The following is a 24,379-nucleotide window of genomic DNA, read 5'->3' as shown; positions in this document are numbered from 1 at the left end:
ATTTCGGCGAGATCGTGCGGCAGGCGCGCCTCAGTTGGGGCGGATCCGCAACGGGAGACCGGCGGGGTGCGCGCCCCTCACTGGTCCCGGAAGATCACCGTGGCACCCTTCTCGACATGGGTCGCGAGGTCCCGCGCGCTCCAGTTGGTGAGCCGGATGCAGCCGTGGGATTCGGTCTTGCCGACCTTCTCCGGCTCCGGGGTGCCGTGGATGCCGTAGGATTCGATGGCCAGGTCGATCCAGACCGCGCCGACCGGATTGTTCGGGCCGGCCTTGATCGTGAACTTCTCACGCGCCTTGACGCCCTTGAACGCGTATTTCGGATTGTAGGTATAGGTCGGATCGAAGGCGACCCGCTCGACCTTGGTCTCGCCGCTCGGCGCCGGCTTCTCGGCGCTGCCGATCGAGGCCGGGTAATAGGCCAGGAGCTTGCCCGCCGCATCGAAGGCCCGCACGTCGCGGCTTCCCTTGTCGACCTCGATTCGCGCGACTTTCGGCTCCTGCGGCAGGTCTTTCGCCTTCGGGTTATCACTGCCCATCGGGGTCACCGCCGCGACGAGAAGCGTCGTGCCGGCCTTGTCGAACGGTTTGCCCGGGTTCAGGGCGCTGAGCAGGTCGCGGCTCATGTGGAAGCGTTCGGCCAGCATCTCTCGGGCATTGGTGTAGCCGAGACCGTCGAGATCGGCCTGCTCCTCCATCTTGGGCGGGATGCGCGGCGTGAACGCGGTCTTCGCGTCGGCCTCCGACACGGTGTACGCCGTCACGACCGGATCGCCATCGGCGGCGAGCTTCCCGAACAGCTCCGGCGTCGGCTTCGACTCGGCGGGCAGGCCGTTCGCCGTCGCGTAGGCCGCCAGGGCGCGACGCAGGTTGTCGCCATCCTTCCCATCGATGGCGCCGGGCGAGAAATGCGCCCGGTCCAGCAGAACCTGGATCCTGATCCGCAACGGGTCCACCTGCTGTGCCGATCGCGCGCCCGCCGCCGCGGAGGGCTTGGCCGCCTCCGGTGTGTCCGTCACGCGCGCGCCGTTGATCGCCTCGGCGGTGAGCACCGGAGGTGGGCCGGCGCGCTCCTTCGACCGTTCGGCTGCCGCACCTGCGCCCGCCCAGACGATCAGCACCGCACCGATCAGTACGCCGCGCGTCGAGAACGCCCCTGTCATAGCCAAGCCGACTCCGGGAGCACCGCGCTCCGGCCGAACAAGTCACGCCGGCTTTGGCCTGTTCCGTCGCCTCTACTCACAAAGCCGGTGGCCGTTGCTGCGCTCCCGCTCGTCCAGATGCAGGTGGTTGGCGTGGGCCGCGTTGGTGCCCGGCCCCAGCACGGTCCGGAACATGCGGCAGGCCCTGGCCCGCACCGCGTCGAGGAAGCGCGCCTCGTCGGAGCCGGCTTGCTGCGCCGCCACGGCGAGCGCCGGGCGGCCTTCGAAATTGAAGCTCATCACATCGACGCCGTTGGCGAAGGCGTGCTCGCTGAGTTTCGCGTCCACGTCGTGGTTCTGGCCTCGGCATTCGTAGGACGTGCCGATCGCGATGCCGCGAAGGGGCGCTTTCATCTCGCGCTCGGCCACAACCTGCACCTCGGTCGCCCAGCGGGCGAGAGCCTCCGCGGCGACGCAGGTGAGCGTCGCCGATTGCGGCAGCGCGATCCCGTCGCCGAGCGCCGTGAGCTTGAGCGGCAGCGGCGCACCGCACTGGCCGTTCTCGAGGGCCGGCAGCGGCTCGAAGGCGACGCCGAGACGCTTCAGCCGGATCCGGCAGGCCGCGTCGTCCGGCGCGGCCACCTTCAGGGCGAGAGCGTCCGGGCCGGACAGATCCTGCGGTCGCGCTGGCGGCAGAGGCGGCGGCTCGGGAAGGCTCGACGGCTCGGAGGGCTTCGGCGGCTCGGCCGCCTTCTCGGTGCCCACGACGGGGCGCTCCGGGCGCAGGTCTGCGGGCCGCTGAGGCGGCGGCGGCACATCGCGCAGGGGTTCGGACGGCGCGGGTGGCGGGTCGAGTTCGCGCGGTCGCTCGGGCGGAAGCGGGGGCGCCGGTACGCCCGCCGCAGGCGCCTGCCCGGCGACCGGTGCGGCGGTCGCGATCGAGCAGCTGGCCGCGAGGAACAGGAGCGCCGCATGGACCACCCGTCTCCGGGGCCCGCCCCGCGCCCTTTCGTCGCGCGGGCGACGAAGGGCCGGGATCGGATCGTCGAATGTCAGCGCCACGTCGGCCCTCGCGCAGATTGCCCCCGGCGGGCGCCTCTGCCGCCGACGATCGGGCGGACCGGGCTCGGCCGCAAGGGCAACGCCGCAACGGTCGCACCGCGGCAGCGCGGCGAAGGCCCGGGCAAGGCCCGCCGGAAGCGTCACCGCCGCAGCGGGCGCGGAACGGTTCTCGCAGCTCGGTTTCGGCGGCAGGATGGCCCGAAAGCCGTGGCCAGCGTTCGGGCCAATGCTCTAAGGGTCGGGTCATTCCGCATCGACACCCCCGCGCCTGCCGGCCGGACCATCCGGGGCAGGCCGTTCACGACGAGGACAGCCATGACGGATCCGAACGGCGGGCTTCCGGCGCTCGACGCGCAGAACCCCTTCTCCGAGGTGCAGTGGGGCACGCCCTACGAACTCGCCCCCTTCGAGCGGATTCGGCCCGAGCACTACCTGCCGGCCTTCGAGGCGGCGCTCGCCGCGCACGAGGCCGAGATCGCCGCGATCATCGCGGATCCGGCGCCGCCGCGTTTTGCCAACACCGTCGCGGCGATGGAGCGGGCGGGGCAGGCCCTCGATCGGGTCTCGTCGGTCTTCTACAATCTCACGGGCAGCCACACGAACGCCGAGCTTCAGGAGATCGAGCGCGCGGTCGGGCCCAAGCTCGCCCGCCACGGCAGCGCGATCTATCTCGATGCCGCCCTCTGGGCGCGGATCTCGGCCGTCGATCCGGACGCCGAGGGGCTCGGTGACGAGGAGCGCCGGGTGCTCGACCGCTACCGCATCCGGTTCCGCCGGGCCGGCGCCGATCTCGGCCCGGAGGCCAAGGCCCGCATGGCCGCGATCGCCGAGCGCCTCTCGGAACTCGGGACGCAGTTCGGCCAGAACCTGCTCGCCGACGAGAGCAGCTTCGTGCTGCCCCTCGATGGACCGGACGACCTCGCCGGATTGCCCCCGTTCCTGCAGGCCGCGGCGGCGAGCGCGGCCGCTGAGCGGGGCGGTAGCCACCGCCACGTCATCACCCTGTCGCGCTCGCTGATCGAGCCGTTCCTCGTATTCTCGACCCGGCGCGACCTGCGCGAGCGCGCCTACGAGGCCTGGATCCGCCGCGGCGAATCGGGCGGCGCGACCGACAACCGTGCGATCATCGCCGAGACGGTGCGGCTCCGGGCCGAGCGCGCCCGGCTTCTCGGCTACGAGAGCTTCGCCCATTACAAGCTCGACGACACGATGGCCGCCTCGCCCGAGGCGGCGACCGGCCTGCTCACCGAAGTCTGGACCCAGGCCCGCAAGCGGGCCGCGGCCGAGCGCGACCGGCTCCAGGCCATCGTGCAGGCGGAAGGCGGCAATTTCGCCCTCCAGGCCCATGATTGGCGCCACTATGCCGAGAAGCTGCGCCGGGCCGAGCACGATCTCGACGAGGGTGAGATCAAGGCCTACCTGCCGCTCGACGGCGTGATCGCCGCAGCCTTCGACACGGCGAGCCGCCTGTTCGGCCTGACCTTCAGCGAGCTGTCGGACGTGCCGCGCTATCACCCCGACGTCCGGGTCTGGCGCGTCGGCAACGCCGATGGCTCCGAGGTCGGCCTGTTCCTCGGCGACTATTTTGCCCGCGCCTCGAAGCGCTCCGGTGCCTGGATGAGTGCCTTCCGCTCGCAGGAGCGCCTGAGCGGCACCGTGACGCCGATCATCGTCAACGTGATGAACTTCGCCAAGGCCCCGGCCGGGGAGGCGGCCCTGCTCTCCTTCGACGACGCCCGCACGCTCTTCCACGAGTTCGGCCACGCCCTGCACGGCCTGCTCTCCGACGTGACCTACCCGTCGCTCTCGGGCACGGCGGTCGCGCGCGACTTCGTGGAACTGCCCTCGCAGCTCTACGAGCACTGGCTGGAGCAGCCCGAGGTGCTGCGCGCCCATGCCCGGCACCACCGCACCGGCGAGCCGATGCCGGAGGCGCTGCTGGGCAAGCTGCTCGCCGCCCGCACCTTCAACCAGGGCTTCGCCACGGTGGAGTACACCGCTTCGGCCATCGTCGACATGACGCTGCACCTCTCGGGCGCGGGCGAATCAGGCCTCGACGTGCAGGCCTTCGAGGCCGATGCCCTGCAGCGGATCGGGATGCCGGCCGAGATCGGGATGCGCCATCGCAGCCCGCACTTCGCGCACATCTTCTCCGGGGACGGCTACGCGGCGGGCTATTACAGCTATCTCTGGTCGGAGGTGCTGGACGCCGACGCCTTCGACGCCTTCCGCGAGGCCGGGGACATCTTCGACCCGGAGACGGCGGCGCGGCTGCGCCGCTACGTCTACGGGGCGGGCAACCTGCGCGACGCGCGCGAGGCCTACACGCTGTTCCGCGGGCGGCTCCCGACGACGGCTCCGCTGCTGCGCCAGCGCGGTCTCGCGGCGTGAGCGTATCGTAACGGTTCGGTAAACAAGCGTCCTTAACCAAAGCTTTCGGGATGACGGCCTGACAGCTCGGGTGTGAGGACGATGACGACGAAGACCACCGGATCGCCCGCCGCGAAGGCGCCCGCCAGCTTGCCGGCCGGCGCCTCGCCCGAGGCACTGCTCAAGGCGGCGGTGAGCGGGGCCGCGGCTCCACCGACGCGCGCGCGGCGCCTCGACCCGCTGCTCGCGGGCATCGCGGGTGGCGGCCTCGCCCTCGGCCTGATCTGCGGCGCCGGGATCACCGCGGCCTCGCTGGCGCGCTCCGGGGGCGATCCCGCAGCCGAGCAGGTGCGGGTGGCTCTTGAGGCAGCCCGCGCCGACACGATGCGGCTGACCGCGGAGCTGGACCGCCTCGGTCGAACGCTCACGGCCCTGCAGGATTCCGACGCCGGCGCGCGCAAGGACGCGGCGCGCGCCGCGCAGACGCTCGGCGACCGCCTTGGCAAGGTCGAGCAGTCGATGAATGCCAAGCTGGCGAACCTCGGCGAGCGGATCGAGCAGGCCGGCCGCGAGCAGGGCGCGCAGATCGCGGCTCTCGCAGAGAAGCACGCGGCCGCCGCGCCTGTGCCCCCGCCGAAGGTGGAACCGGCCCGGATCGACGCCGCGCGCGCCGAGCCTGTGCAGACGGGAAGCCTCGCTGAGCGGAAATCCACCGCGCCCGAGCGGCCGCCGGTGATCGACACCTGGGCAGTGCGCGACGTCTACGATGGCACCGCCGTCCTGGAGGATCGCCGTCGTCGTCTGGTCGAGGTGGTGCGGGGCGATTCGGTGCCGGGCATCGGGCGCGTCGAGGCCCTCGAGCGGCGCGGTCGCGATTGGGTGGTGGTCACCCGTCAGGGCGTGATCACGCCGCAGCCCTGGTAGGTCCGATCTCCAGGATCGTGCCGCAGTCGCTCAGCTCGCGCTGAGCGGCGTCGGGGCCAGCGTCTCCGGGCCGGACGAAAGCCGGGCCTCGGGCGCCGCGGAAGCGGTCGGCAGGAAGCCGAGCTTGGCCCGGCGGCGTCCGTTGGCGAGCGCGCTGACGCGCTGGGCGCGCGTCGGGTGCAGGATCGCGGCGAGGCGCGAGAGCTCCTCGAGATCGGCGTCCAGACTCTTGGTGTCGAGGACGGGCATGGCGAGCCTAGCAGCAGCGACGCGGTGAACGGGGCGGGCCCAAACACCTGGGCCGTATGAAGAACGGGGAAAGCGCGGAAACGTTCCGCATTTCTCTGGCCCCGAACGATTTTTTAACTATTGCACCGCTTCGGCCCGGTTGCGGTGCGACTTCACACCCGCCCGGCCCGGCCGGAACCTGTTTTGACCGAGATCTTCGCCGAGGCCGGCCCCCACCCGGACGGTCAGCGCGTGTCCTCGCGCAGCAACTCGGTGTTGACCGCGAAGGCCGCCATCGCGCCCTCGGCGGCCGCCACGACGGCGAATTGCACCCGGCGCGAGGCATCGCCCGCGACGAACAGGCCCGGCACGTTGGTCCCCTCGTAATCGCTCGTCGGGACCACGCCCTTGGCGGTGAGGTCGCAACCGAGCCCCTCGATGAGATCCGAGGGCCGGCAGCCCGCAGGCATCAGAAACAGGCCCGCACAGGCGATCTGCTCCCCGTCCGCGAAGCGGATCCGCTCCAGCCGCCCGGCATCCCCCTCCAGTCCGGCAACCGGCGCCGTGACGATCCGGACGCCATGGCGGGCGAGGCGCGCCCGGTCCCCATCGTCGAGGTCGGTCGGCTGGCCGTCGGTGCAGAGGGTGACGTCTCGGCTCCAGGCGGTGAGTTCGAGCGCGAAGCCCTTCGCCGCCGGCCCGTGCGCGTAGGCCGCGAGCGGCCGGTCCCGTACCTCGTAGCCGTCGCAATACGGGCAGGTGTGGACGCCGGTGCCCCAGAACTCCGCCATGCCCTCGATCTCGGGCAGATCCTGATGCAGGCCGGTGGCGAGGATCAGGCGACGGCTCCGCGCCTGCCCGCCATCGGCAAGATCGACGATGAACGCATCGTCCTCGCGCCGCGCCCCAACCACCGCCACGTCGCGCCGTTCGACGTGCGGGTAGCGGTCGAGATCGGCCTGCGCCCGCGCCCGAAGCTCCGCGGGCGGCGTCCCGTCGCGGGTGAACACGCCCCATGTCCGCGGCGTCGCGGCGTTTCGGGGCTCGCCGATATCGCAGAGGAGGACGCTGCGGCGGCATCGCCCCAGGATCAGCGCGGCGTTGAGGCCGGCGGGACCGCCGCCCACGATGATGACGTCGCGCATCGGTGCCCTCTCCGGATCGCCTCCCGCTCGCCCGGGATCGCGGGAGCGGCTCCCGTGACGGGGCGGAAGAACCCTGCGATCCCGCCGAAGCCAACGGTGGGGCGGGCCGAGGTTTCCGGCAGCGGGCACGAAAAAGGGCGCCCGCGGGCGCCCCGATCCGTTTCGGCTATGGAGAAGCGGCTCAAGCGGCCGACTTCACCGGCACGCCCTTCTCGGCGAGGAAGGTCTGCAGCTCGCCCGACTGGAACATCTCGCGGGTGATGTCGCAGCCGCCGACGAACTCGCCCTTCACGTAGATCTGCGGGATGGTCGGCCAGTTGGAATAGGCCTTGATGCCCTCGCGGATGCTCTGGTCGGCCAGGACGTTCACACCCTTGAACGGCACACCGAGGTAGTTGAGGATCTGCACGACCTGGCCCGAGAAGCCGCATTGCGGCATCTGCGGCGTGCCCTTCATGAACACGACCACGTCCTGCGACTTGATCTCGGTCTCGATGGCTGCGTTGGCGTCCGACATGTGAGTGTCCCTACTGAATTATCCGTCAGTTAAGCGCTGGCCTCGGATCGTTTCAAGACCTGGGGTCCTCGAGACCTCGGCGTTGCCTACGAGACCGCGACCCTTGCAGGGCTTCAATCCTGCGGCAGCCCCGTGGTCAGCGCAAGCGCGTGCAGCACGCCCCCCATCCGCCCCTGGAGCGCACCGTAGACCATCTGGTGCTGGGCCACGCGGGTCTTGCCCTTGAAGGCGGCCGAGAGGACCGTCGCGGCGTAGTGGTCGCCGTCGCCCGCGAGATCGCGGATCTCCACCTGCGCGTCCGGCAGGGCCTCGCGGATCATCGCCTCGATCTCGCGCGCATCCATCGGCATGGGGCTAACTCCTGACGAGAATCGGGATCTCAGGCCGCGACGGCGGCCGGCTGGCGCGCCATGTAGTCCGGCAACCATCCCTCGTGCGCCTTGCGCAGGTCGGCCACCGGTATGGTCTCGCCGCCCGGCAGGGTCAAACGGTCGGATCCGGTGACGCCGATCACCGCCGCGTCGATCCCCTGGGCCGAGGCGCTGTAGAGAAGGTCGGAGGCGGCCTCGGCCTCGACGGCGAGCAGGTAGCGGCCCTGGTCCTCGCCGAACAGGTAGGCGTGCGCCGGGAGGTCCACCGGCACCTCCGGCAGGGCGGCGCCGATATCGCCCGCCATCGCCATCTCGGCCAGCGCGACGCCGAGGCCGCCGTCCGAGAGATCGTGGACGGTGTCGACGACCCCCGAGGTGATGAGGCCGCGCACGAAGTCGCCGTTGCGGCGCTCGACCGAGAGATCGACCGGCGGCGGCGCGCCCGCCTCGCGGCCCTCGATCACCGCGAGGTAGGCCGACTGGCCGAGCCAGCCTTCGCCCGACCCGATCAGCACCAGCACATCGCCCTCGCGCTTCAGGGCGAGCGTCGCGTGGCGCGCCACGTCGTCGATCACGCCGACGCCGCCGATGGTCGGGGTGGGCAGGATGCCGACGCCGTTGGTCTCGTTGTAGAGCGAGACGTTGCCCGACACGACCGGGAAGTCGAGGGCCTTGCAGGCCTCGCCGATGCCCTGGAGGCAGCCGACGAGTTGGCCCATCACCTCGGGCTTCTCCGGGTTGCCGAAGTTGAGGTTGTCGGTGATCGCAAGCGGGCGCCCGCCGACCGCGGTGATGTTACGCCACGCCTCGGCGACGGCCTGCCGGCCGCCCTCGACAGGGTCCGCCTCGCAGTAGCGCGGGGTGACGTCGCAGGTGATCGCGAGGCCCTTCGGGCCGTCCTCGACGCGCACGATCGCGGCATCGCCCCCGGGCTTCTGCACGGTGTTGCCCAGGATGTAGTGATCGTACTGCTCGTAGACCCAGCGCTTCGAGGCGAGGTCGGGCGAGCCGACGAGCCGGCGCAGGACGTCGCAGAGGGAGGTCGGTGCCGACACCTCGGCGGGCTTCAGCACGGGCAAGTGGGTGTTGGCGATGTGGGGCCGGTCGTAGAGGGGCGCCTCGTCGCCGAGTTCCTTGATCGGCAGGTCGGCCACGGTCTCGCCGTGCCACTTGATGACGAAGCGCAGGGTATCCGTGGTGCGCCCGATCACCGCGAAGTCGAGGCCCCACTTCACGAAGATCGCCTCGGCCTCGGCCTCCATGCCGGGCTTGAGCACCATGAGCATGCGCTCCTGGCTCTCCGAGAGCATCATCTCGTAGGGCGTCATGCCCTCCTCGCGGGCCGGCACCTTCTCGATGTCGAGCTCGACGCCGAGGTCGCCCTTGGCGCCCATCTCGACGGCCGAGCAGGTCAGGCCCGCCGCGCCCATGTCCTGGATCGCGATCACGGCGCCCGACCGCATCAGCTCCAGGCAGGCCTCGAGCAGCAGCTTCTCGGCGAAGGGGTCGCCGACCTGAACGGTCGGGCGCTTCGATTCGGAGGCCTCGTCGAACTCGGCCGAGGCCATGGTGGCGCCGTGGATGCCGTCGCGTCCGGTCTTGGAGCCTAGATAGACGATCGGGTTCCCAACGCCGGTAGCCGCCGCGTAGAAGATCGCGTCGGTCCGCGCGAGGCCGACCGCCATGGCGTTGACCAGGATGTTGCCGTCGTAGCGCGGGTGGAAGCCCACTTGGCCGCCGACGGTCGGCACCCCGAAGGAATTGCCGTAGCCGCCGATCCCCGCGACCACCCCGGAGACGAGGTGGCGGGTGCGCGGATGATCCGGCGAGCCGAAGCGGAGGGCATTGAGCGCCGCGATCGGGCGCGCGCCCATCGTGAAGACGTCGCGCAGGATGCCGCCGACGCCGGTCGCGGCGCCCTGATAGGGCTCGATGAAGCTCGGGTGGTTGTGGCTCTCCATCTTGAAGACGCAGGCCAGGCCGTCGCCGATGTCGATCACGCCCGCGTTCTCGCCCGGTCCCTGGATCACCCAGGGAGCGCTGGTCGGCAGGCCGCGCAGGTGCTTGCGTGACGACTTGTAGGAGCAGTGCTCGTTCCACATCGCCGAGACGATGCCGAGTTCCGTCAGCGTCGGTTCGCGCCCGATCAAGCCCCGGAAGCGCGCGTACTCGTCCGGCGTCAGACCGTGCTGACGGACGAGCTCTGGCGTGATCGGCACATCGTTGCGGAACATGCTCTGGGTCTCGACAAGTAATGGCCATGCCAGATGCATGGCCAGCGGACGAGGCCGGACCGGGCCACGCGTGCAAGCCGCTTCGGCTCTAGTGCGGTGCACGCACAGGTGCAACATCCGTCGGGACGCTTCCGTCGCATGGACGCACAGGGATGTTATCCAACCTCAGGTATCAATTCAACGCCGCCTGCGCCCGTTCGGGAGACACGGACGGGCCCTGCCGACAGCGATCGATCGCTGCGTGGACCGGCTCCGGTCCGGCGACGAAGGCGATGTAGTCGAACCCGTCCGCGCGCCGGCTCGCCATCAGGAGCTGGAAATGCATGCGGAACAGATTCCAGCGCCGGCGGGCCACCGTGGCGGGCTCGATCAGGTCCTCGATCTGCACCCGCATCACGGCCGGCCGGCCCGGCCCGGGCGAGGGGATGCCGGAGGCCGTCAGAGGGTCGCGCAGGTGGATCGACAGCCAGTCCCACGGCGCCCGGACGTCGAGCCAGCGGATCGCCTCCGCCCCGGCGACGCGGGCGAGCGCCGCCCGCACCGGCGCTGCGGCCGGGTCGAGGCCGATCCAGGGGATCACGCTGCCGAGCGTCACGAAGGAGACCGGTCGGCCGCGGCGTCCGAAGTCCGGATCGCGGTCGAGCACCCGCGCCAGCACCTCGGCGCCGAGGAAGCTCGACGAGGAATGGCCGATCACCACGATCTCGTCGGCCTCCCCGTCGGCGGCGCGGATCCGCTCGGCGAAGGCATCGAGGCGGCCCGCCATCGCCGGCACGCGGCCGGCGGCGTGGTCGTGGGTGAAGGCGGTGTCGTCGACGAGATGGGACACGTAGAAGGGCTTGCCGCGGGTGATCCAGGTGAGGCCCGCGAGGATCGCGTAGGTTGCCGGCGGCACCAGGGGGATCGCCCACAACCGCAGGTCTGCCGGCAGGGCGAGAAGCGCACCGACGGCGAGGGCGAGACTGAGGAGGGCGAGCCCGAGATAGATCCGGTGCACCCCGACGATGACGGTCGAGAAGCGCCGCGCCTCCCGGCGCAGGCGGCGGGCGTAGCCGCTCCGCCTCAGGCGCAGCATCAGGGCGGGCACCGCCAGAAGGCGGCGCCATTCCGGGCGCGGGAAGCGCTCCCGGACAATGTCGTCCCAGCGCAGCAGGCTGTAGCGGGTGCGCGTGCCGCCGACCTCGATGGTCCAGTCCAGGCTGAGTCCGTCCGCGCTGCGCAGGGCCTCGGTCACGGCGATGGCCAGGCCGCGCCGCTCGGCCGTGAGCCGCGCCTCGCGCCGGAACAGGCCCCAATAGGTCTCCGGCTGGCGCGGGTCGAAGCCCGGACAATAGAAGACGGTGCGGGTCGCGACCGGCCGGGGCGCTCCGCCGGGCAGGGTGGCGTCTGGTCGGCTCTCGGAAATGGGGCGTGCTCTCTCGGGGGCGGGCTCTGACGGCGTCACGCCCCTCCTACGCAACCGGCACGACACAGACGAGGGAAAATCGCGGGGCCTCCCGCGCTCCCGGCCGAGGGTGGACCCGATCGGGCGGACATGGGAGAGACCCCGACCTGCGGCCGCCTCTCGATCGGCGGCCCCCTATCGTCAGGATGGATTCCAGCATGAGCGAACGCATCATCCTCCGCGCCGGCGAGGCCCTCGTCGCGGGCGGTCCGCCCAACACGGCCGCCGAGCCCGAGGTGATCATCGGCGAGCTCGACGGGCCGGTCGGCACCGCGCTCGCGACCCTCACGGGCGATCAGGTCGTCGGCCACAGCCGCGTCTTCGCCCTCCTCAACACCGACATCATGGTCCGCCCGGTGACGCTCTGCGTCTCCAAGGTCAGCGTCACCGAGAGCAAGTACACCTCGATCCTAATGGGAACGGTGCAGTTCGCCATCGCCAACGGCGTGCTGGACGCCGTCCGGGCCGGCTACATCCCGAAGGAGAAGGCCAACGATCTCGGCATCATCTGCTCGGTCTGGCTGAGCCCCGGCGTGATCCAGGCCGAGACGGTCGATCACAAGGCCCTGTTCGAGATTCAGCGCAGGGGCATGACCGAGGCGATCCGCAAGGCGATGAGCAACGAGCCCTCGATCGACTGGCTCCTCGAGAACCAGGACAAGATCACCCACAAATACTATCAGATGGGTCTCGACGGGAAGATCTGAGCCTCGCCGGCCGCGCGGGTCTGCAATTTCAGGTTGTAGACCCGTGAGTGAGGAAATCTGCGATGGCCGCGACGAATTTGTCGCCGTAGGCCTCGCGCTTGCGCTCGCCGACACCGTGGACCGTGCGCAGGGCCCAGAGGTCCACGGGTTTGGCCCGCGCCATCTCGATCAGGGTGCGGTCGGGGAACACCATGAAGGCGGCGATGCCCTCGCCGCGCGCGATGGTGGCGCGCAGGCCCCGCAGGTGCTGGAACAGGGCCTCGTCGCCCTCGCTCAACGCCAGCGCCTCGTCGTCGCGGGCGGCGGGGGCGCCGCGGCGGCGCTCTCGGGTCTCGGTCTTGGGCTCCGGGTCGGGCCGCAGCTGCACCGGCTCGCGCCCGAACAGGATCGCCTCGCCCTTCGGCGTCATCGAGAGCCCGCCGTAGCCGTCGGTGTTCTCGGCGACCGCGCCCGCGGCGAAGAGCTGGCGCAGGATCGCGCGCCAGGCCGCCACCGGCTTGTCGGCGCCGACCCCGAAGGTCTTGAGCTGGCCGTGGCCGTTGCGGCGGATCTGCTCGCTCTCCTTGCCGTGGACCACGTCGCAGATATAGGCGGCGCCGAATCGCTGCCCGGTGCGGACGATCGCCGACAGCACCTTCTGGGCGGGGACCGTGCCGTCCACGAGCTGGACGCCGCCGCGGCAGAGGTCGCAGCGCCCGCACGGCGCGCTCGCCTCGCCGAAATAGCCGAGCAGCGATTGGCGCCGGCAGCTCGCGCCCTCGCAGAGGGCGATCATCGCCTCGAGCTTGCGCCGCTCGACGCGGCGGCGCTCGTCGGGCACCTCCTTCTCGTCGATCTGGCGGCGGCGCAGCGCCATGTCATCCAGGCCGTAGAGGGTCAGCGTGTCGGCGGGCAGCCCGTCGCGGCCGGCACGGCCGATCTCCTGGTAGTAGCCCTCGACGTTGTTCGGCATGTCGGCGTGGCAGACGAAGCGCACGTCCGGCTTGTTGATGCCCATGCCGAAGGCGACGGTCGCCGCCATGACGATCCCGTCCTCCTGCAGGAAGGTGTCCTGGTTGCGCATCCGCGTGCCCTGGTCGAGGCCGGCATGGTAGGGCAGGGCGTTGAAGCCGTCGGCCTTCAGGCTGTCGGCGAGCTGCTCGGTGCGCTTGCGCGACGAGCAGTAGATGATCCCGCTCTCGGCCCGGCGATGCTTCAGGAAGCGCTCGATCTGCCGGGTCGGGTTGTCCTTCGGAGCGAAGGTCAGGCGGATGTTCGGCCGGTCGAACGAATGCACGAAGGTGCGCGGATCGCGCCCGGCCGGGAACAGACGCTCGGCGATCTCGGCCCGGGTGGCGGCGTCGGCGGTGGCGGTGAGCGCCAGCGTCTGCACGTTGCCGAGCGCCTCGCGGGCGCGGGCGATCTCCCGGTACTCGGGCCGGAAATCGTGCCCCCATTGCGAGACGCAATGCGCCTCGTCGACGGCGAGCCGCCGGACGCCGGCCCCGCGCAGGGCGTCCATGCAGCCGTCCATCAGCAGGCGCTCGGGCGAGACGAAGAGCAGGCGCAGCTCGCCCGCGCGGATCTTGCGCCAGGTCTCGCGCGAGGCGGCCTCGGCGATCGAGGAGTTCAGCGTCGCGGCCTCGAGCCCGAAGGCGCGCATCTGCTGCACCTGGTCGTGCATCAGCGCGATCAGCGGCGAGACCACCACCGTGAGGGAATCCTCCACCAGGGCGGGCAACTGGTAGGTCATCGACTTGCCCGACCCCGTCGGCATCACGGCGAACACGTCGGCGCCGTCGAGCACCGCGCCGATCACCTCGTCCTGGCCGGGGCGGAAATCGTCGTAGCCGAAGGTCTTCTGAAGCGCGGCGCGGGCCTCGTCGAGGCGTTGGGACATGGGGACTCGGCGGCTTGGACGGGGACGAGACGACTCGGCGGATCGCCGCAATCTGGGACGGCGCCCACCCTACAGCGGCACCGCGACGGTCGCAGCCGAGACATGTGCCGCAGCACCCGGTGACCGGCAAGGTGACCGACCGGGCGCCGCGTACGTGGCAGCCCGGGTGCGGCTCGACAAGAGCGGTGCCATGCGCCCGGCACCTGTCAACGCGTCGCGTGTCTACCGCGCGGTTCCGGCGAATGCGCCGACGTCGCACCCGGTGAGGGAGGGCGCGTCGGCCGGACCGGATCGCCCGATCCGCAGCCGATGTCGGCTCTGCATCGAATGGAGCCTCACCGCGTCGCGACGGCCAAGGCCGCGCCCGCCATCACCGTACCGGCTCCGCGATTGATCGCCCGCCGCGCGCGGGCGGAGACGAACAGGCGCCGGACCCGCGCCGCGGCGAGCGCGTAGGCGGTGAGCGTCGCGCTGAGCACGACCCCGATCGTTGCGGCGATCTCGATCATCCCGAGCGGGGTGAGATGCTCCAGATCGATCACCGTCGGCAGGAGCGCGAGAAAGAACAGGACCACCTTCGGGTTCCCGAGCGTCAGGCCAAGGCCACCGAGAAAGAGGCGGGCGCCGCTCTCGCCGCGGACCGGCTCGCTGGCGAATGGTTCGACCGGTGCGGTCCAGGCACGCCACGCAAGATAGGCGAGATAGGCCGCACCGAGATAGCGGATGGCGAGAAAGAGCGCGGCGAAGCTCTGCGCGAGCAGGGCGAAACCCGTCGCCGCGACCGAGAACCAGAGCAGGTCACCGGCGAGGAAGCCCGCGATGAAGGCGGGGACGCCGCGGGATCCGCGCGCCAGCACGCGGGCGACGAGGGCGACGATGCCCGGGCCGGGTGAGGCGACCGCGACCGCGTAGACGAAAGCGAACAGGGCGAGGCTCGACAGGGGCATCCCACGGCTCAATCGGTCTGTGAGGACACGACGCGCCCGTCCGCGATTCGGATCACGTCGGCCCGGTCCTGCAGTTCGGCGAACATCACCGGATCGGCGCCCGTCATCCAGACCTGCCCGGGGAGCGCTTCCAGAGCGTCGAACAGCCCGGTTCGGCGGCGTGGGTCGAGATGGGCGGCGACCTCGTCCAGCAGAATCAGCGGAGCGATGCCGCTCATCGCCTGGACGAGGCGGGCATGGGCGAGCACCAGCCCGATCAGCAGGGCCTTCTGCTCCCCCGTCGAGGCGGTGGCGGCGGGCACGTCCTTCGGCCCGTGGCGCACGACGAGGTCGGTGGTCTGCGGGCCGATCAGGGTGCGGCCGGCGGCGCGGTCGCGGTTGCGGCCCTGGCGCAGGGCGAGGCGGAAGCGGTCCTCGGCCTCGATCGCCGGCCAGACCGCGACGAGGTCGTCGAGGTCGCCCTCGAGCCGCAGGGCGGCCCAGGGAAAGGGCTGCGCGTCGTCCCGGGTCTCGCCGATCAGCCGGTCGAGGCGCTCCGCCGTCTCGCGGCGGGCCAGCGCCACCGCGACGCCGAGTTCGGCCACCTCGCGCTCCACGGCGTCGAGCCATTGCCCGTCGCCGGGGCGCTCCTCCAACAGGCGGTTGCGCGAGCGCAGCGCACGCTCCAGGGCCGAAACGCGGGCGCCGTGCGCGGCGTCCACGGCCAGGACGAGCCGGTCGAGGAAGCGGCGGCGCTCGCCCGCCGGTCCCCGGAACAGGCCGTCGAGATCCGGCGTCAGCCAGACCACCCGCAGGAATTCCGAGAAGGCCACGGGCGAGGACACCGTGCCCCCGTCGATGCGGCAGATCCGGCTGGGGCGCCCGTCATAGCCCGGCGGCTCCATCCCGGTGCCCAGACGGTGCTCGTCGCCGTCGCGGGCCAGCGTCCCCGACACCGCGAAGCCCCCCGGCCCGCTCTCGCGCGCCATCACCGACAGATCGGCCCGGCGCAGGCCGCGGCCGGGCGAGAACAGCGAGATCGCCTCGAGCAGATTGGTCTTGCCGGCACCGTTCTCGCCGACGAGGGCCACGAACCGGCGCGCGACGACGAGGTCGAGGTCGGCATGGTTGCGGAAGTCGCGGGCGATCAGCCGGGTGAGACGCTGGGCGCCGTCGAGGGGCTCCATGCCGATATGCGTCCTGCTTCCGTCCTGTCGTCCGACGAGGGCTCCGGCCCCTGCCTGCGAGCGATCCTTACCAGGGTTCGAGCCGGCTCCGAGCGTGCGATCTCAGCGCGGTGCGGCGTGCCGGACCAGCATGTAGAGATAGAAGGCCTCGATCGCGAGAAGGATCGTGCTGCCCACGGCGGCGTGACGCAGCGCGCCCGCGCCGTCCCCTCTCCGCGTGCGCTCGACGAGGCTCGGGATCAGGGTCGCGGCTCCGAGGACCGGCAGGACGGCGAGGGCCATCCGCCGCGGCAGCGTCCAGTTGACCGCCTCGTCGAGCCCCCATTGCATCGGCAGCCGCTCGATCCCGGCAAAATGCCGGTCCGCCCAGAACGCGAGAGCGCAGACCAGCGCGAGGCCGCCCGCCGCGACGAGCCAGGCCGTAGAGCCGGGCCGGCGCCCCATCACACCCGCATCGGCATCAGCACGTAGAGAGCGGGGGCGCCTTCCCGGTCCTGGATCAGCGTCGGCGAGCCGGGATCGGCGAGCTTGAACAGGGCGGTGTCGCCCTCGAGCTGGCTGGTGATGTCGAGGAGGTAGCGGGCATTGAAGCCGATATCGATGCCCGCCGCCTCGTAATCGACGTCGAGCTCCTCGGTGGCGCTGCCCGAATCCGGGTTGTTGACCGAGAGGGCGAGGCGACCCTCGCCGAGGCCGAGCTTCACGGCGCGGCCGCGCTCGGAGGAGATCGTCGAGACGCGGTCGACGGCGCGGGCGAAGGCCTCGCGCTCCACCGTCAGGCGCTTGTCGTTCCCGGTCGGGATCACGCGCTGGTAATCCGGGAAGGTGCCGTCGATCAGCTTCGAGATCAGGGTCACGCCGCCGGCGAATTGCAGGCGGATCTTCGCCGGGGAGAGGTCGATCGCGACGCTCTCGCCGCCGTCGTCCACGAGCTTCTGGATCTCGGCCACGGCCTTGCGGGGCACGATGACGCCGGGCATCCCGGCGCTGCCCTCCGGCGCGTCCATCTCGACCCGGGCGAGGCGGTGTCCGTCGGTCGCGACGGCGCGCATCTTAAGGCCGCCCTCGGTCTCGATCGTGTGCAGGTAGATGCCGTTGAGGTAGTAGCGCGTCTCCTCGGTCGAGATCGCGAACTGGGTCTTGTCGATCAGGCGCTTCAGGTCCGCCGCGGCGATCGAGAAGCCGTGGGGCAGCTCGCCGGCGGCGAGGTCTGGGAAGTCGCCCTCCGGCAGGGCGCCGAGCGCGAAGCGCGAGCGGCCCGAGCGGATCGTCATCTGGCCGCTCTCGCCGCCGGTCTCCAGGGAGACCTGGGCCCCGTCGGGGAGCTTGCGCACGATGTCGTAGATCACGTGGGCCGGCACCGTGGTGGCGCCGGGATCGACCACGTCGGCCGGCACCCCTTCCGTCACCTCGATGTCGAGATCGGTCGCGCGGAGCTGGAGCGCGCCGCCCTCGGCCCGGAGCAGCACGTTCGACAGGATCGGGATCGTGTTGCGCCGTTCGACGACGCGGTGCACGTGGCCGAGCGATCGAAGGAGGGCCGCGCGCTCGACAGTGACTTTCATCGTTCGAACTCTGACTGCTGACAGGCCGCCGCGCGCGGCGGCCTCCGTACCGGAGGGGGCCGTTCAGCTTGGCGAAGGGGCGTTGCGAAGGCAAGGGCGTCGGCCCCGGCCCCGCACAGGCGGAAGCACCCCCGCGACGCCCGCGCGCGGGCGGATTGCGCAGGGACGCTTCCCGGAAGCCGCGAGGGCGCTCGGCCGTCTCAGTCCTGCAGCATGCGCTTCAGGAGCTCGACCTCATCGCCGAGCACCGCGTCCTCGCCGATCTGCTTCTCGATCTTGCGGACCGCGTGCAGCACCGTGGTGTGGTCGCGCCCGCCGAAGCGACGGCCGATCTCGGGCAAGGAGCGCAGCGTCAGCACCTTCGACAGGTACATGGCGATCTGGCGCGGCTTCACCACCGCCGCGGTCCGGCGCTCGGACAGGATGTCGGAGCGCGAAACGTTGTAGCGGGACGCGACGAGCTTCTGGATGTCCTCGATCTTGATCCGCTTCGGCTCGCGGTTCTTCACGAGGTCGCGGATGGCCGTCTCGGCCGTCTCCATCGTCACCGCCGTGCCGGTCAGCGTGGCGTGGGCCAGGAGCCGGTTGACGGCGCCTTCGAGGTCGCGGCCGTTCGCGGTGATCGAGCGGGCGACGTAGGTGGCCACCGTCGGGGAGACCTCGAAGGCCGGATGGGCGGCGCGGACCGCGGCGATCCGGGCCGAGAGGATGGAGACCCGGAGCGTCTCGTCGAGATTGCCGATCTCGACGACGAGGCCGCCCGCGAGGCGCGAGCGCACCCGCTCGTCGAGCGCCTCGAGATCGCTCGGAGGCCGGTCGGAGGCGACGACGACCTGACGGCCGGCATCGATCAGCGCGTTGATGGTGTGGCCGAACTCGGCCTGGATCGACTTGCCCTGGATGAACTGCACGTCGTCGAGGATGAGGAGGTCGATGCCGCGCAGGCGCTCCTTGTAGGCCAGCGCGTTCTGCGTCTTCAGTGCGTTGACGAAGCCGTACATGAAGCGGTCGGCGGTGAGGTAGATCACCCGGCGCCCGGTCTCGCGGGCGGAATGGCCGATGCCGTGCAGCAGGTGGGTTTTGCCGAGGCCGACGCCGGCATGGAAGTAGAGCGGGTTGTAGAGCGCGCCCTCGCCGTCGTGCCGGGCGACGCGCTCGGCGGCGGCATGAGCGAGCGCGTTCGAGCGCCCGACCACGAAGCTCGCGAAGGTGAGGCGCGGATCGAGCGGCGTGCCGTTGAGATCGCCGGGCTCGCCGCCTTTCTCGGGCATCGCCGCGACGGCGGGCACCGGCGCCGGCTGCGGTGCGGCGTGGAGACGGGCGAGCGGACCGCTCGTCGGATTGGCCTTCGAGGCGCCGGCGGCCGCCGGCCGGACCGGGGCACCGGTTCCGCGCACGCCCACCTCGATCCGGGCGACCTCCTCGACCTCGGCCTTGAAGGTGGTCAGCACCCGATCGAGGTAATGGGATTCGATCCAGCTCTTCAGGAATCGGGTCGGCACGGTGAGCCGCGCAGTGCCCTCCGCGACTTCTTCGAGCTCCAGGCGCGCGAACCAGCTCGCGAAGACGTCCTCGCCGAGTTCGGCCCGCAAGCGTCGCTTCACCCGTGCCCAGGCCGCCGAGATCTCGGAGCCGTTCTGGCCGTTCCGGCCATTTCCGTCGTCGCCCGCAATGGTCCCGTCGACACGCATCAATCGCTCTCCTCGTCCCGGGGACGGGAACCGCCGACGGGACGTACGCACTACGCTGGGAGCCCCGCGAATACGGGCAGGGCGCAGTTCACGAACGGAGTCAAGGACCGCGTCCGCGACATTCGTCGATGAGAGGACGCTATCAACAAAGAGCTAGCGTAGATTTAACAGTGGGATTTGCGGGGACAGCGTCGCGCGGCCTGCAGCCAGCTTGCGACGGGGTGTTTCGGGCACCGCTATCACTTTGCCACGCCAGCAGATTCGCGATCGTACACGGTCCCGGTGCTGTGGATCGCGCACGCGGTCTCCACCGATCGCGCGCCGCACGGGGCGACCGGGCATTCGCCGGACAGAGTCAACGGGGCGTTACGGGGATCGGGCCTGAGTCGGACGCCGCGTTCGGGGCAGCGCCGAGGGTGCATGCATCGCGCGCGGGCGTGCTGAAGCGATCAGCATCCGCGAGCGAAGCGTCGACGGTCCGGCGGGCGCGACCGGCCGAGCAGCGGACATGAAAAAGCCCGGCGCGCGGGCCGGGCTCTTTCGGATCGGACGGTGTAGGCCCTGATCAGGCGGCAGCGGCCGGAGCGGCCAGGGCCTTCACGCGAGCGGCGAGGCGCGAAACCTTGCGCGACGCGGTGTTCTTGTGGACGATGCCCTTCTGGGCAGCGCGCATGATCTCCGGCTGAGCGACGCGCAGGGCGTCGCCGGCCTGGGCCGAGTCGCCGCTGGCGATGGCTTCCTCGACCTTGCGGAGGAAGGTGCGCATGCGGGAGCGGCGCGAGCGGTTGATCGCGGTACGCTTGGCGATCTTGCGGGTCATCTTCTTGGCCGACACGGTGTTGGCCATGGGCATCCTCGTCTCGTCGGGCGATACCGACGGGCCGGTACATACCGGGGGTCGGTCAACGCGTGCAGGTTATCGGGCAATAGCGAGGCCGCAGCGCGCGAACGCTCCGCTCCGGCAGAGCGGGCTCTATAGCCATGAGGGGGCGACGCGTCAACGCGCGGAGGATGTACAACGGCTTCGGAGGGCCTGGATCGCCTTGCTCCCGGTCTGAACGGTCGAGATGGTAGGCGAAATTGTTAGCGGAGGACCGTGGCGTGGCGGATCGGGAGACGGCGCATCGGATCGGCGAGGCCGACGCGGCGCGAATCGCACGGTTCAGCCCGGCCTCCGGAATGGTGACGCCGCGATTCTCCGGACCTGCCAGCTTCATGCGGCTGCCGATCCGCGCGCCCGACGATGCGGAGGGCGTCGAGATCGGCCTCGTCGGGATCCCGTTCGACGGGGCGACCACGAACCGGCCCGGCACCCGGCTCGGGCCGCGCGGCGTGCGCGAGGCCTCGACCGGCACCCGCAGGATCAACCACGCCACGGGTGTCGCTCCCTATGCCCTGGCCGCCTGCGCCGATCTCGGCGACGTGCCGGTCAACCCGATCGATGCGGCCGAGACCTGTCGGCGCGTCGAGGCGGCCATGGCCGACCTGTGCCGCGCCGGGATCGTGCCGCTCGCGGTGGGCGGGGATCATCTCGTCACCTACCCGATCCTGCGCGCGCTCGGCGCCCGGCGCCCGCTCGGGCTCATCCACATCGACGCCCACAGCGATACCGACGACGCGCAGTACGGAGACACCCGGCTCACGCACGGGACGCCGTTCCGGCGTGCGGTGGAGGACGGCGTCCTCGACCCTCACCGCACCGTGCAGATCGGCATCCGGGGCAGCCTCGACGCGGCGGACGAGCGCGACTGGGCCTGCGCGCAGGGGATCCGGGTCATCACCATGGACGAGGCGGTCGCGCGCGGCCTGCCCGAGATCGTCGCCGAGGCGCGCTCCATCGTCGGGACCGGGCCGACCTACCTGAGCTTCGACATCGACGCCCTCGATCCGGCCTACGCGCCGGGCACCGGGACGCCCGAGATCGGGGGCTTCACGAGCCGCGAGGCGCTCTACCTCGTGCGGGCGCTGCGCGGGCTCGATCTCGTCGGCGCCGACCTCGTGGAGGTGGCTCCGCCGCTCGACCCGTCGGGCGTCACGGCTCTGGCCGGCGGACAGATCGCCTTCGAGATCCTGTGCCTGCTCGCCGATGCGGTGGCCGCGCGCCGGGCCCTGGCGGCGGACCCGGACCCGGTCTGAGCGGGCCGGCCCTCAGGCGAAGGCGTAGCCGCCCACGATCTTGAGCCCGACCGCGCGGCCGGCCTCGTAACGCTCGCCGTCGAAATCCTCGACGAGAAGCGGGCGGCCGTCGCGCTCGACCTCGATGCGCTGGCGGCCCTGGCTGCGGTGCGAGGCGCGCACGCTGCCCTGAAGATGGGCCGCCGCCGGCTCCGTGAGCTGGAATTGCCACGGGCGCACGTAGAGCTTGACCGGGCCGAGCAGGCCCGGGGGCGCCACGACGCCCTGGACCGGACGGCCCTGGACGCGGACCTGTCCGCCATCGGCGATGGCCTCCACCTCGACGGCGTCGCCGAGGAATTTCAGCACCGTGGCCGAGGCCGGATTGTCCTGCACCTCGTCGGGTGTGCCGACCTGCTCGAGGCGGCCGCGGTCGAGCACCGCCACGCGGTCGGAGAGTTCGAGCGCCTCGTCCTGGTCGTGGGTGACGAAGATCGTGGTCTGGCCGGTGCGATCGTGGATCTCCCGCAGCCAGCGGCGCAGGTCCTTGCGCACCTGGGCGTCGAGGGCGCCGAACGGCTCGTCGAGGAGGAGCACGCGGGGCTCGACCGCGAGCGCGCGGGCGAGCGCCACGCGCTGGCGCTGGCCGCCGGAGAGCTGCGACGGGTAGCGGTCGGCAAAGCCCGAGAGCTTGATCAGGTCGAGAAGGTCGCCGACCCGGCGCCGGATCTCCGCCTTGGCCGGCCGGTCCGCGCGCGTCCGGGCGTTGAGCCCGTAGGCGATGTTGTCGGCCACGCTCATGTGCTTGAACAGGGCGTAGTGCTGGAACACGAAGCCCACGGCGCGCTTCTGCACGGGCAGCCCGGTGGCGTCGTCGCCGCCGAACAGCACCCGCCCGCGATCGGGGAAGTCGAGCCCCGCGATGATGCGCAGCAGCGTGGTCTTGCCGGACCCCGAAGGACCAAGCAGGCCGAGCAGCTCGCCCGCGCGCACGTCGAGGTCGAAATCGTGCAGGACCGCGGCCGTGTCGAAGGTCTTCGACAGGCTCTCGACCCGAATCGCCGTCGAATTGCGCGCCGTCTCGCTAATGGCGCCCGCCCGCGGCGAGCGCTCCGGCGTAGCGCCACTCGAGGACGGATTTGACGAGGAGCGTGACAAGGGCGAGGCCGGCGAGGAGAGAGGCGACCGCGAAGGCAGCGACGAAGTTGTACTCATTGTAGAGGATCTCCACGTGGAGCGGGATCGTGTTGGTGAGGCCGCGGATGTGGCCCGACACGACGGAGACCGCGCCGAATTCGCCCATCGCGCGGGCATTGCAGAGGAGCACGCTGTAGAGCAGGCCCCAGCGGATGTTCGGTAGCGTGACGGTGAGGAAGGCGTGGCGCCCGGAGGCGCCGAGCGTCAACGCGGCTTCCTCCTCGGCGGTGCCCTGCTCCTGCATCAGCGGGATCAGCTCGCGGGCGACGAACGGGAAGGTGACGAAGATCGTCGCCAGCACGATGCCGGGCAGCGCGAACAGGACCTGGATCCCGTGCGCGGCGAGGAAGCCGCCGAACAGGCCCTGCGAGCCGAAGACCAGCACGTAGATCAGCCCCGACACCACCGGCGAGACCGAGAAGGGCAGGTCGATCAGGGTGACGAGCAGGCTCTTGCCCGCGAACTCGAACTTGGCGACCGCCCAGGCCGCCGCGATGCCGAAGACGAGGTTGAACGGCACGGCGATCGCCGCGACCGTGAGCGTCAGGCGGATCGCCGCGAGCGCGTCCGGCTCGCGGAAGGTCGCCAGATAGGTCTCCCAGCCCTTGGCGAAGGCCTGCGCGAAGACCGTGGCCAGGGGCAGCACCAGGAACAGGGCGAGGAAGACCACGGCGATCGCGATCAGGATCGTGCGGACGACCGGGCCCTCGCTCACGGCGCTGGCGGGCTGCCGGGACGCGCCCGCGGGGCGATCGATGGCGATGCTCTCAGACATAGCCGAACCTCCTGCGGCTCCAGGCCTGGATCAGATTGATGGCGAGCAGGGTGAGGAAGGAGATCGCCAGCATGATCGTGGCGATAGCCGCGGCGCCCGCGAAATCGTACTCGGAGAGCTTGATGACGATCAGGAGCGGCGCGATCTCCGAGACGTAGGGCAGGTTGCCGGCGATGAAGATGATCGAGCCGTACTCGCCCACGCCGCGGGCGAAGGCGAGCGCGAAGCCGGTGAGCACCGCGGGCACCAGCGGCGGCAGGACCACGCGGGTCAAGGTGCCGAACCGGGTGGCGCCGAGCGTGGCGGAGGCTTCCTCGACCTCCTTGTCGATCTCGGCGATGAGCGGCTGCACCGTCCGCACCGCGAAGGGCAGCCCGATGAACACCATGGCGATGAAGATGCCGACCGGCGTGTAGGCAGCCTGGATGCCGAGCCGCGCGAGCTGGGCCCCGACGAGCCCCGTCGGCGCGTAGAGGCTCGCCAGCGCGATGCCGGCCACCGCCGTCGGCAGGGCGAAGGGCAGGTCGACCGCCGCGTCGACGATCCGGCGGCCCGGGAAGCGGTAGCGGCTGAGCACCCACGCCACGACGAAGCCGAAGACCGAGGCCGTCAGCGCGGCGAGCAGCGACACCCCGAAGCTGATCTTCAGGGCGCTCGCGACCCGCGGGTCCGTCGCCACCTCGACGATGCCCGAGAGCCCGAGCCCGGAGGCGCGCAGGACGAGGGCCGCCAGCGGCAGCAGGACGACGAGGCTGAGGCAGGTCAGCGTGTAGCCGAGCGTGAGGCCGAAGCCCGGGATCACGCTCGGCTGGCGCAGGCGCCGGCGCGGCCTGACGGGTGCGGTCGCCGCGGCCCTGTCCGGACCGTTGCCCACGCTCTTGGTCGGATCGGTCATGGCGA

22 protein-coding genes are annotated in these 24,379 nt (G+C 71.2%); 4 read left to right on the top strand and 18 right to left on the bottom strand.

Annotation, left to right across the window (positions count from 1 at the left end):
- Positions 1 to 77 precede the first annotated feature (77 nt).
- Both ACS5RC_RS21410 and ACS5RC_RS21405 read right to left on the bottom strand, forming a co-directional pair.
- Positions 78 to 1,163, bottom strand: coding sequence for a L,D-transpeptidase family protein (locus tag ACS5RC_RS21410; RefSeq protein ID WP_478345928.1), 1,086 nt, complete (start codon positions 1,161 to 1,163; stop codon positions 78 to 80).
- Positions 1,164 to 1,235: 72 nt separating this feature from the next.
- Positions 1,236 to 2,123 (bottom strand): extensin-like domain-containing protein, encoded by an 888-nt coding sequence (locus ACS5RC_RS21405; RefSeq protein WP_478345927.1) that lies wholly within the window; start codon positions 2,121 to 2,123, stop codon positions 1,236 to 1,238.
- Between the two features lie 396 nt (positions 2,124 to 2,519).
- Between ACS5RC_RS21405 and ACS5RC_RS21400 the strand changes: the two genes are divergently transcribed.
- Positions 2,520 to 4,595, top strand: coding sequence for a M3 family metallopeptidase (locus ACS5RC_RS21400; protein ID WP_478345926.1), 2,076 nt, complete (start codon positions 2,520 to 2,522; stop codon positions 4,593 to 4,595).
- Between the two features lie 81 nt (positions 4,596 to 4,676).
- A complete protein-coding gene (locus ACS5RC_RS21395) occupies positions 4,677 to 5,498 on the top strand; it encodes a hypothetical protein (protein ID WP_478345925.1) in 822 nt (273 codons plus the stop codon).
- Positions 5,499 to 5,528: 30 nt separating this feature from the next.
- On the opposite strand, the gene ACS5RC_RS21390 is transcribed toward ACS5RC_RS21395, so the two are convergent.
- The 6 genes from ACS5RC_RS21390 to ACS5RC_RS21365 all read right to left on the bottom strand — a co-directional run bounded on the left by ACS5RC_RS21390 (position 5,529) and on the right by ACS5RC_RS21365 (position 11,371).
- A complete protein-coding gene (locus ACS5RC_RS21390) occupies positions 5,529 to 5,747 on the bottom strand; it encodes a hypothetical protein (RefSeq protein ID WP_478345924.1) in 219 nt (72 codons plus the stop codon).
- A gap of 224 nt (positions 5,748 to 5,971) precedes the next feature.
- Positions 5,972 to 6,871, bottom strand: coding sequence for an NAD(P)/FAD-dependent oxidoreductase (locus ACS5RC_RS21385; protein WP_478345923.1), 900 nt, complete (start codon positions 6,869 to 6,871; stop codon positions 5,972 to 5,974).
- A gap of 181 nt (positions 6,872 to 7,052) precedes the next feature.
- On the bottom strand, positions 7,053 to 7,388 hold the full coding sequence (gene grxD / locus ACS5RC_RS21380; RefSeq protein ID WP_478345922.1) for a Grx4 family monothiol glutaredoxin: 336 nt from the start codon (positions 7,386 to 7,388) through the stop codon (positions 7,053 to 7,055).
- A 113-nt stretch (positions 7,389 to 7,501) separates the two neighbouring features.
- Positions 7,502 to 7,738: a BolA family protein gene (locus ACS5RC_RS21375; protein WP_478345921.1), complete on the bottom strand. Its 237-nt coding sequence runs from the start codon at positions 7,736 to 7,738 to the stop codon at positions 7,502 to 7,504.
- 29 nt (positions 7,739 to 7,767) lie between these two features.
- Complete coding sequence (gene purL / locus ACS5RC_RS21370; RefSeq protein ID WP_478345920.1) at positions 7,768 to 9,993, bottom strand: phosphoribosylformylglycinamidine synthase subunit PurL; 2,226 nt, start codon at positions 9,991 to 9,993, stop codon at positions 7,768 to 7,770.
- Between the two features lie 172 nt (positions 9,994 to 10,165).
- Complete coding sequence (locus tag ACS5RC_RS21365; RefSeq protein ID WP_478345953.1) at positions 10,166 to 11,371, bottom strand: hydrolase; 1,206 nt, start codon at positions 11,369 to 11,371, stop codon at positions 10,166 to 10,168.
- Between the two features lie 224 nt (positions 11,372 to 11,595).
- Between ACS5RC_RS21365 and ACS5RC_RS21360 the strand changes: the two genes are divergently transcribed.
- Complete coding sequence (locus ACS5RC_RS21360) at positions 11,596 to 12,144, top strand: formaldehyde-activating enzyme (protein ID WP_478345919.1); 549 nt, start codon at positions 11,596 to 11,598, stop codon at positions 12,142 to 12,144.
- Positions 12,145 to 12,172: 28 nt separating this feature from the next.
- On the opposite strand, the gene recQ is transcribed toward ACS5RC_RS21360, so the two are convergent.
- From recQ to rpsT, 7 genes are all read right to left on the bottom strand, one after another.
- Positions 12,173 to 14,023, bottom strand: coding sequence for a DNA helicase RecQ (gene recQ, locus ACS5RC_RS21355; protein ID WP_478345918.1), 1,851 nt, complete (start codon positions 14,021 to 14,023; stop codon positions 12,173 to 12,175).
- A gap of 335 nt (positions 14,024 to 14,358) precedes the next feature.
- Positions 14,359 to 14,970, bottom strand: coding sequence for a LysE family translocator (locus tag ACS5RC_RS21350; RefSeq protein ID WP_478345917.1), 612 nt, complete (start codon positions 14,968 to 14,970; stop codon positions 14,359 to 14,361).
- An 8-nt stretch (positions 14,971 to 14,978) separates the two neighbouring features.
- A complete protein-coding gene (gene recF / locus ACS5RC_RS21345; RefSeq protein WP_478345916.1) occupies positions 14,979 to 16,136 on the bottom strand; it encodes a DNA replication/repair protein RecF in 1,158 nt (385 codons plus the stop codon).
- A 102-nt stretch (positions 16,137 to 16,238) separates the two neighbouring features.
- A complete protein-coding gene (locus tag ACS5RC_RS21340; RefSeq protein WP_478345915.1) occupies positions 16,239 to 16,580 on the bottom strand; it encodes a hypothetical protein in 342 nt (113 codons plus the stop codon).
- On the bottom strand, positions 16,580 to 17,701 hold the full coding sequence (dnaN, locus tag ACS5RC_RS21335) for a DNA polymerase III subunit beta (protein ID WP_478345914.1): 1,122 nt from the start codon (positions 17,699 to 17,701) through the stop codon (positions 16,580 to 16,582). Before dnaN ends, ACS5RC_RS21340 begins: the two co-directional genes overlap by 1 nt.
- Before the next feature lie 200 nt (positions 17,702 to 17,901).
- Positions 17,902 to 19,392: a chromosomal replication initiator protein DnaA gene (gene dnaA, locus ACS5RC_RS21330; protein WP_478345913.1), complete on the bottom strand. Its 1,491-nt coding sequence runs from the start codon at positions 19,390 to 19,392 to the stop codon at positions 17,902 to 17,904.
- A 565-nt stretch (positions 19,393 to 19,957) separates the two neighbouring features.
- Positions 19,958 to 20,239 carry a 30S ribosomal protein S20 gene (gene rpsT, locus ACS5RC_RS21325; RefSeq protein ID WP_478345912.1) on the bottom strand — a complete coding sequence of 94 codons (282 nt, stop codon included), beginning with the start codon at positions 20,237 to 20,239 and terminating at the stop codon, positions 19,958 to 19,960.
- A 332-nt stretch (positions 20,240 to 20,571) separates the two neighbouring features.
- On the opposite strand from rpsT, the gene speB reads away from it, so the two are divergent.
- Positions 20,572 to 21,528, top strand: a complete 957-nt coding sequence (speB, locus tag ACS5RC_RS21320; protein ID WP_478345952.1) for an agmatinase — start codon at positions 20,572 to 20,574, stop codon at positions 21,526 to 21,528.
- A 12-nt stretch (positions 21,529 to 21,540) separates the two neighbouring features.
- Here the strand turns inward: speB and ACS5RC_RS21315 are convergent, their stop codons facing one another.
- Genes ACS5RC_RS21315 through cysT form a run of 3 tightly spaced genes read right to left on the bottom strand, consistent with a single transcriptional unit; the run spans position 21,541 to position 24,374 of the window.
- Entirely contained in the window at positions 21,541 to 22,665 is a 1,125-nt protein-coding gene (locus ACS5RC_RS21315; RefSeq protein ID WP_478345911.1) for a sulfate/molybdate ABC transporter ATP-binding protein, read from the bottom strand.
- On the bottom strand, positions 22,592 to 23,479 hold the full coding sequence (gene cysW, locus ACS5RC_RS21310; protein ID WP_478345910.1) for a sulfate ABC transporter permease subunit CysW: 888 nt from the start codon (positions 23,477 to 23,479) through the stop codon (positions 22,592 to 22,594). The genes ACS5RC_RS21315 and cysW overlap by 74 nt, the downstream gene beginning before the upstream one ends.
- Positions 23,472 to 24,374, bottom strand: coding sequence for a sulfate ABC transporter permease subunit CysT (gene cysT / locus ACS5RC_RS21305; RefSeq protein ID WP_478345909.1), 903 nt, complete (start codon positions 24,372 to 24,374; stop codon positions 23,472 to 23,474). The genes cysW and cysT overlap by 8 nt, the downstream gene beginning before the upstream one ends.
- Positions 24,375 to 24,379: the final 5 nt, after the last annotated feature.

Source organism: Methylobacterium sp. HJ2 (genome assembly GCF_056431005.1).
Note: the sequence above shows the minus strand (reverse complement) of the source record. Positions and strands in the feature narration are given on the sequence as shown.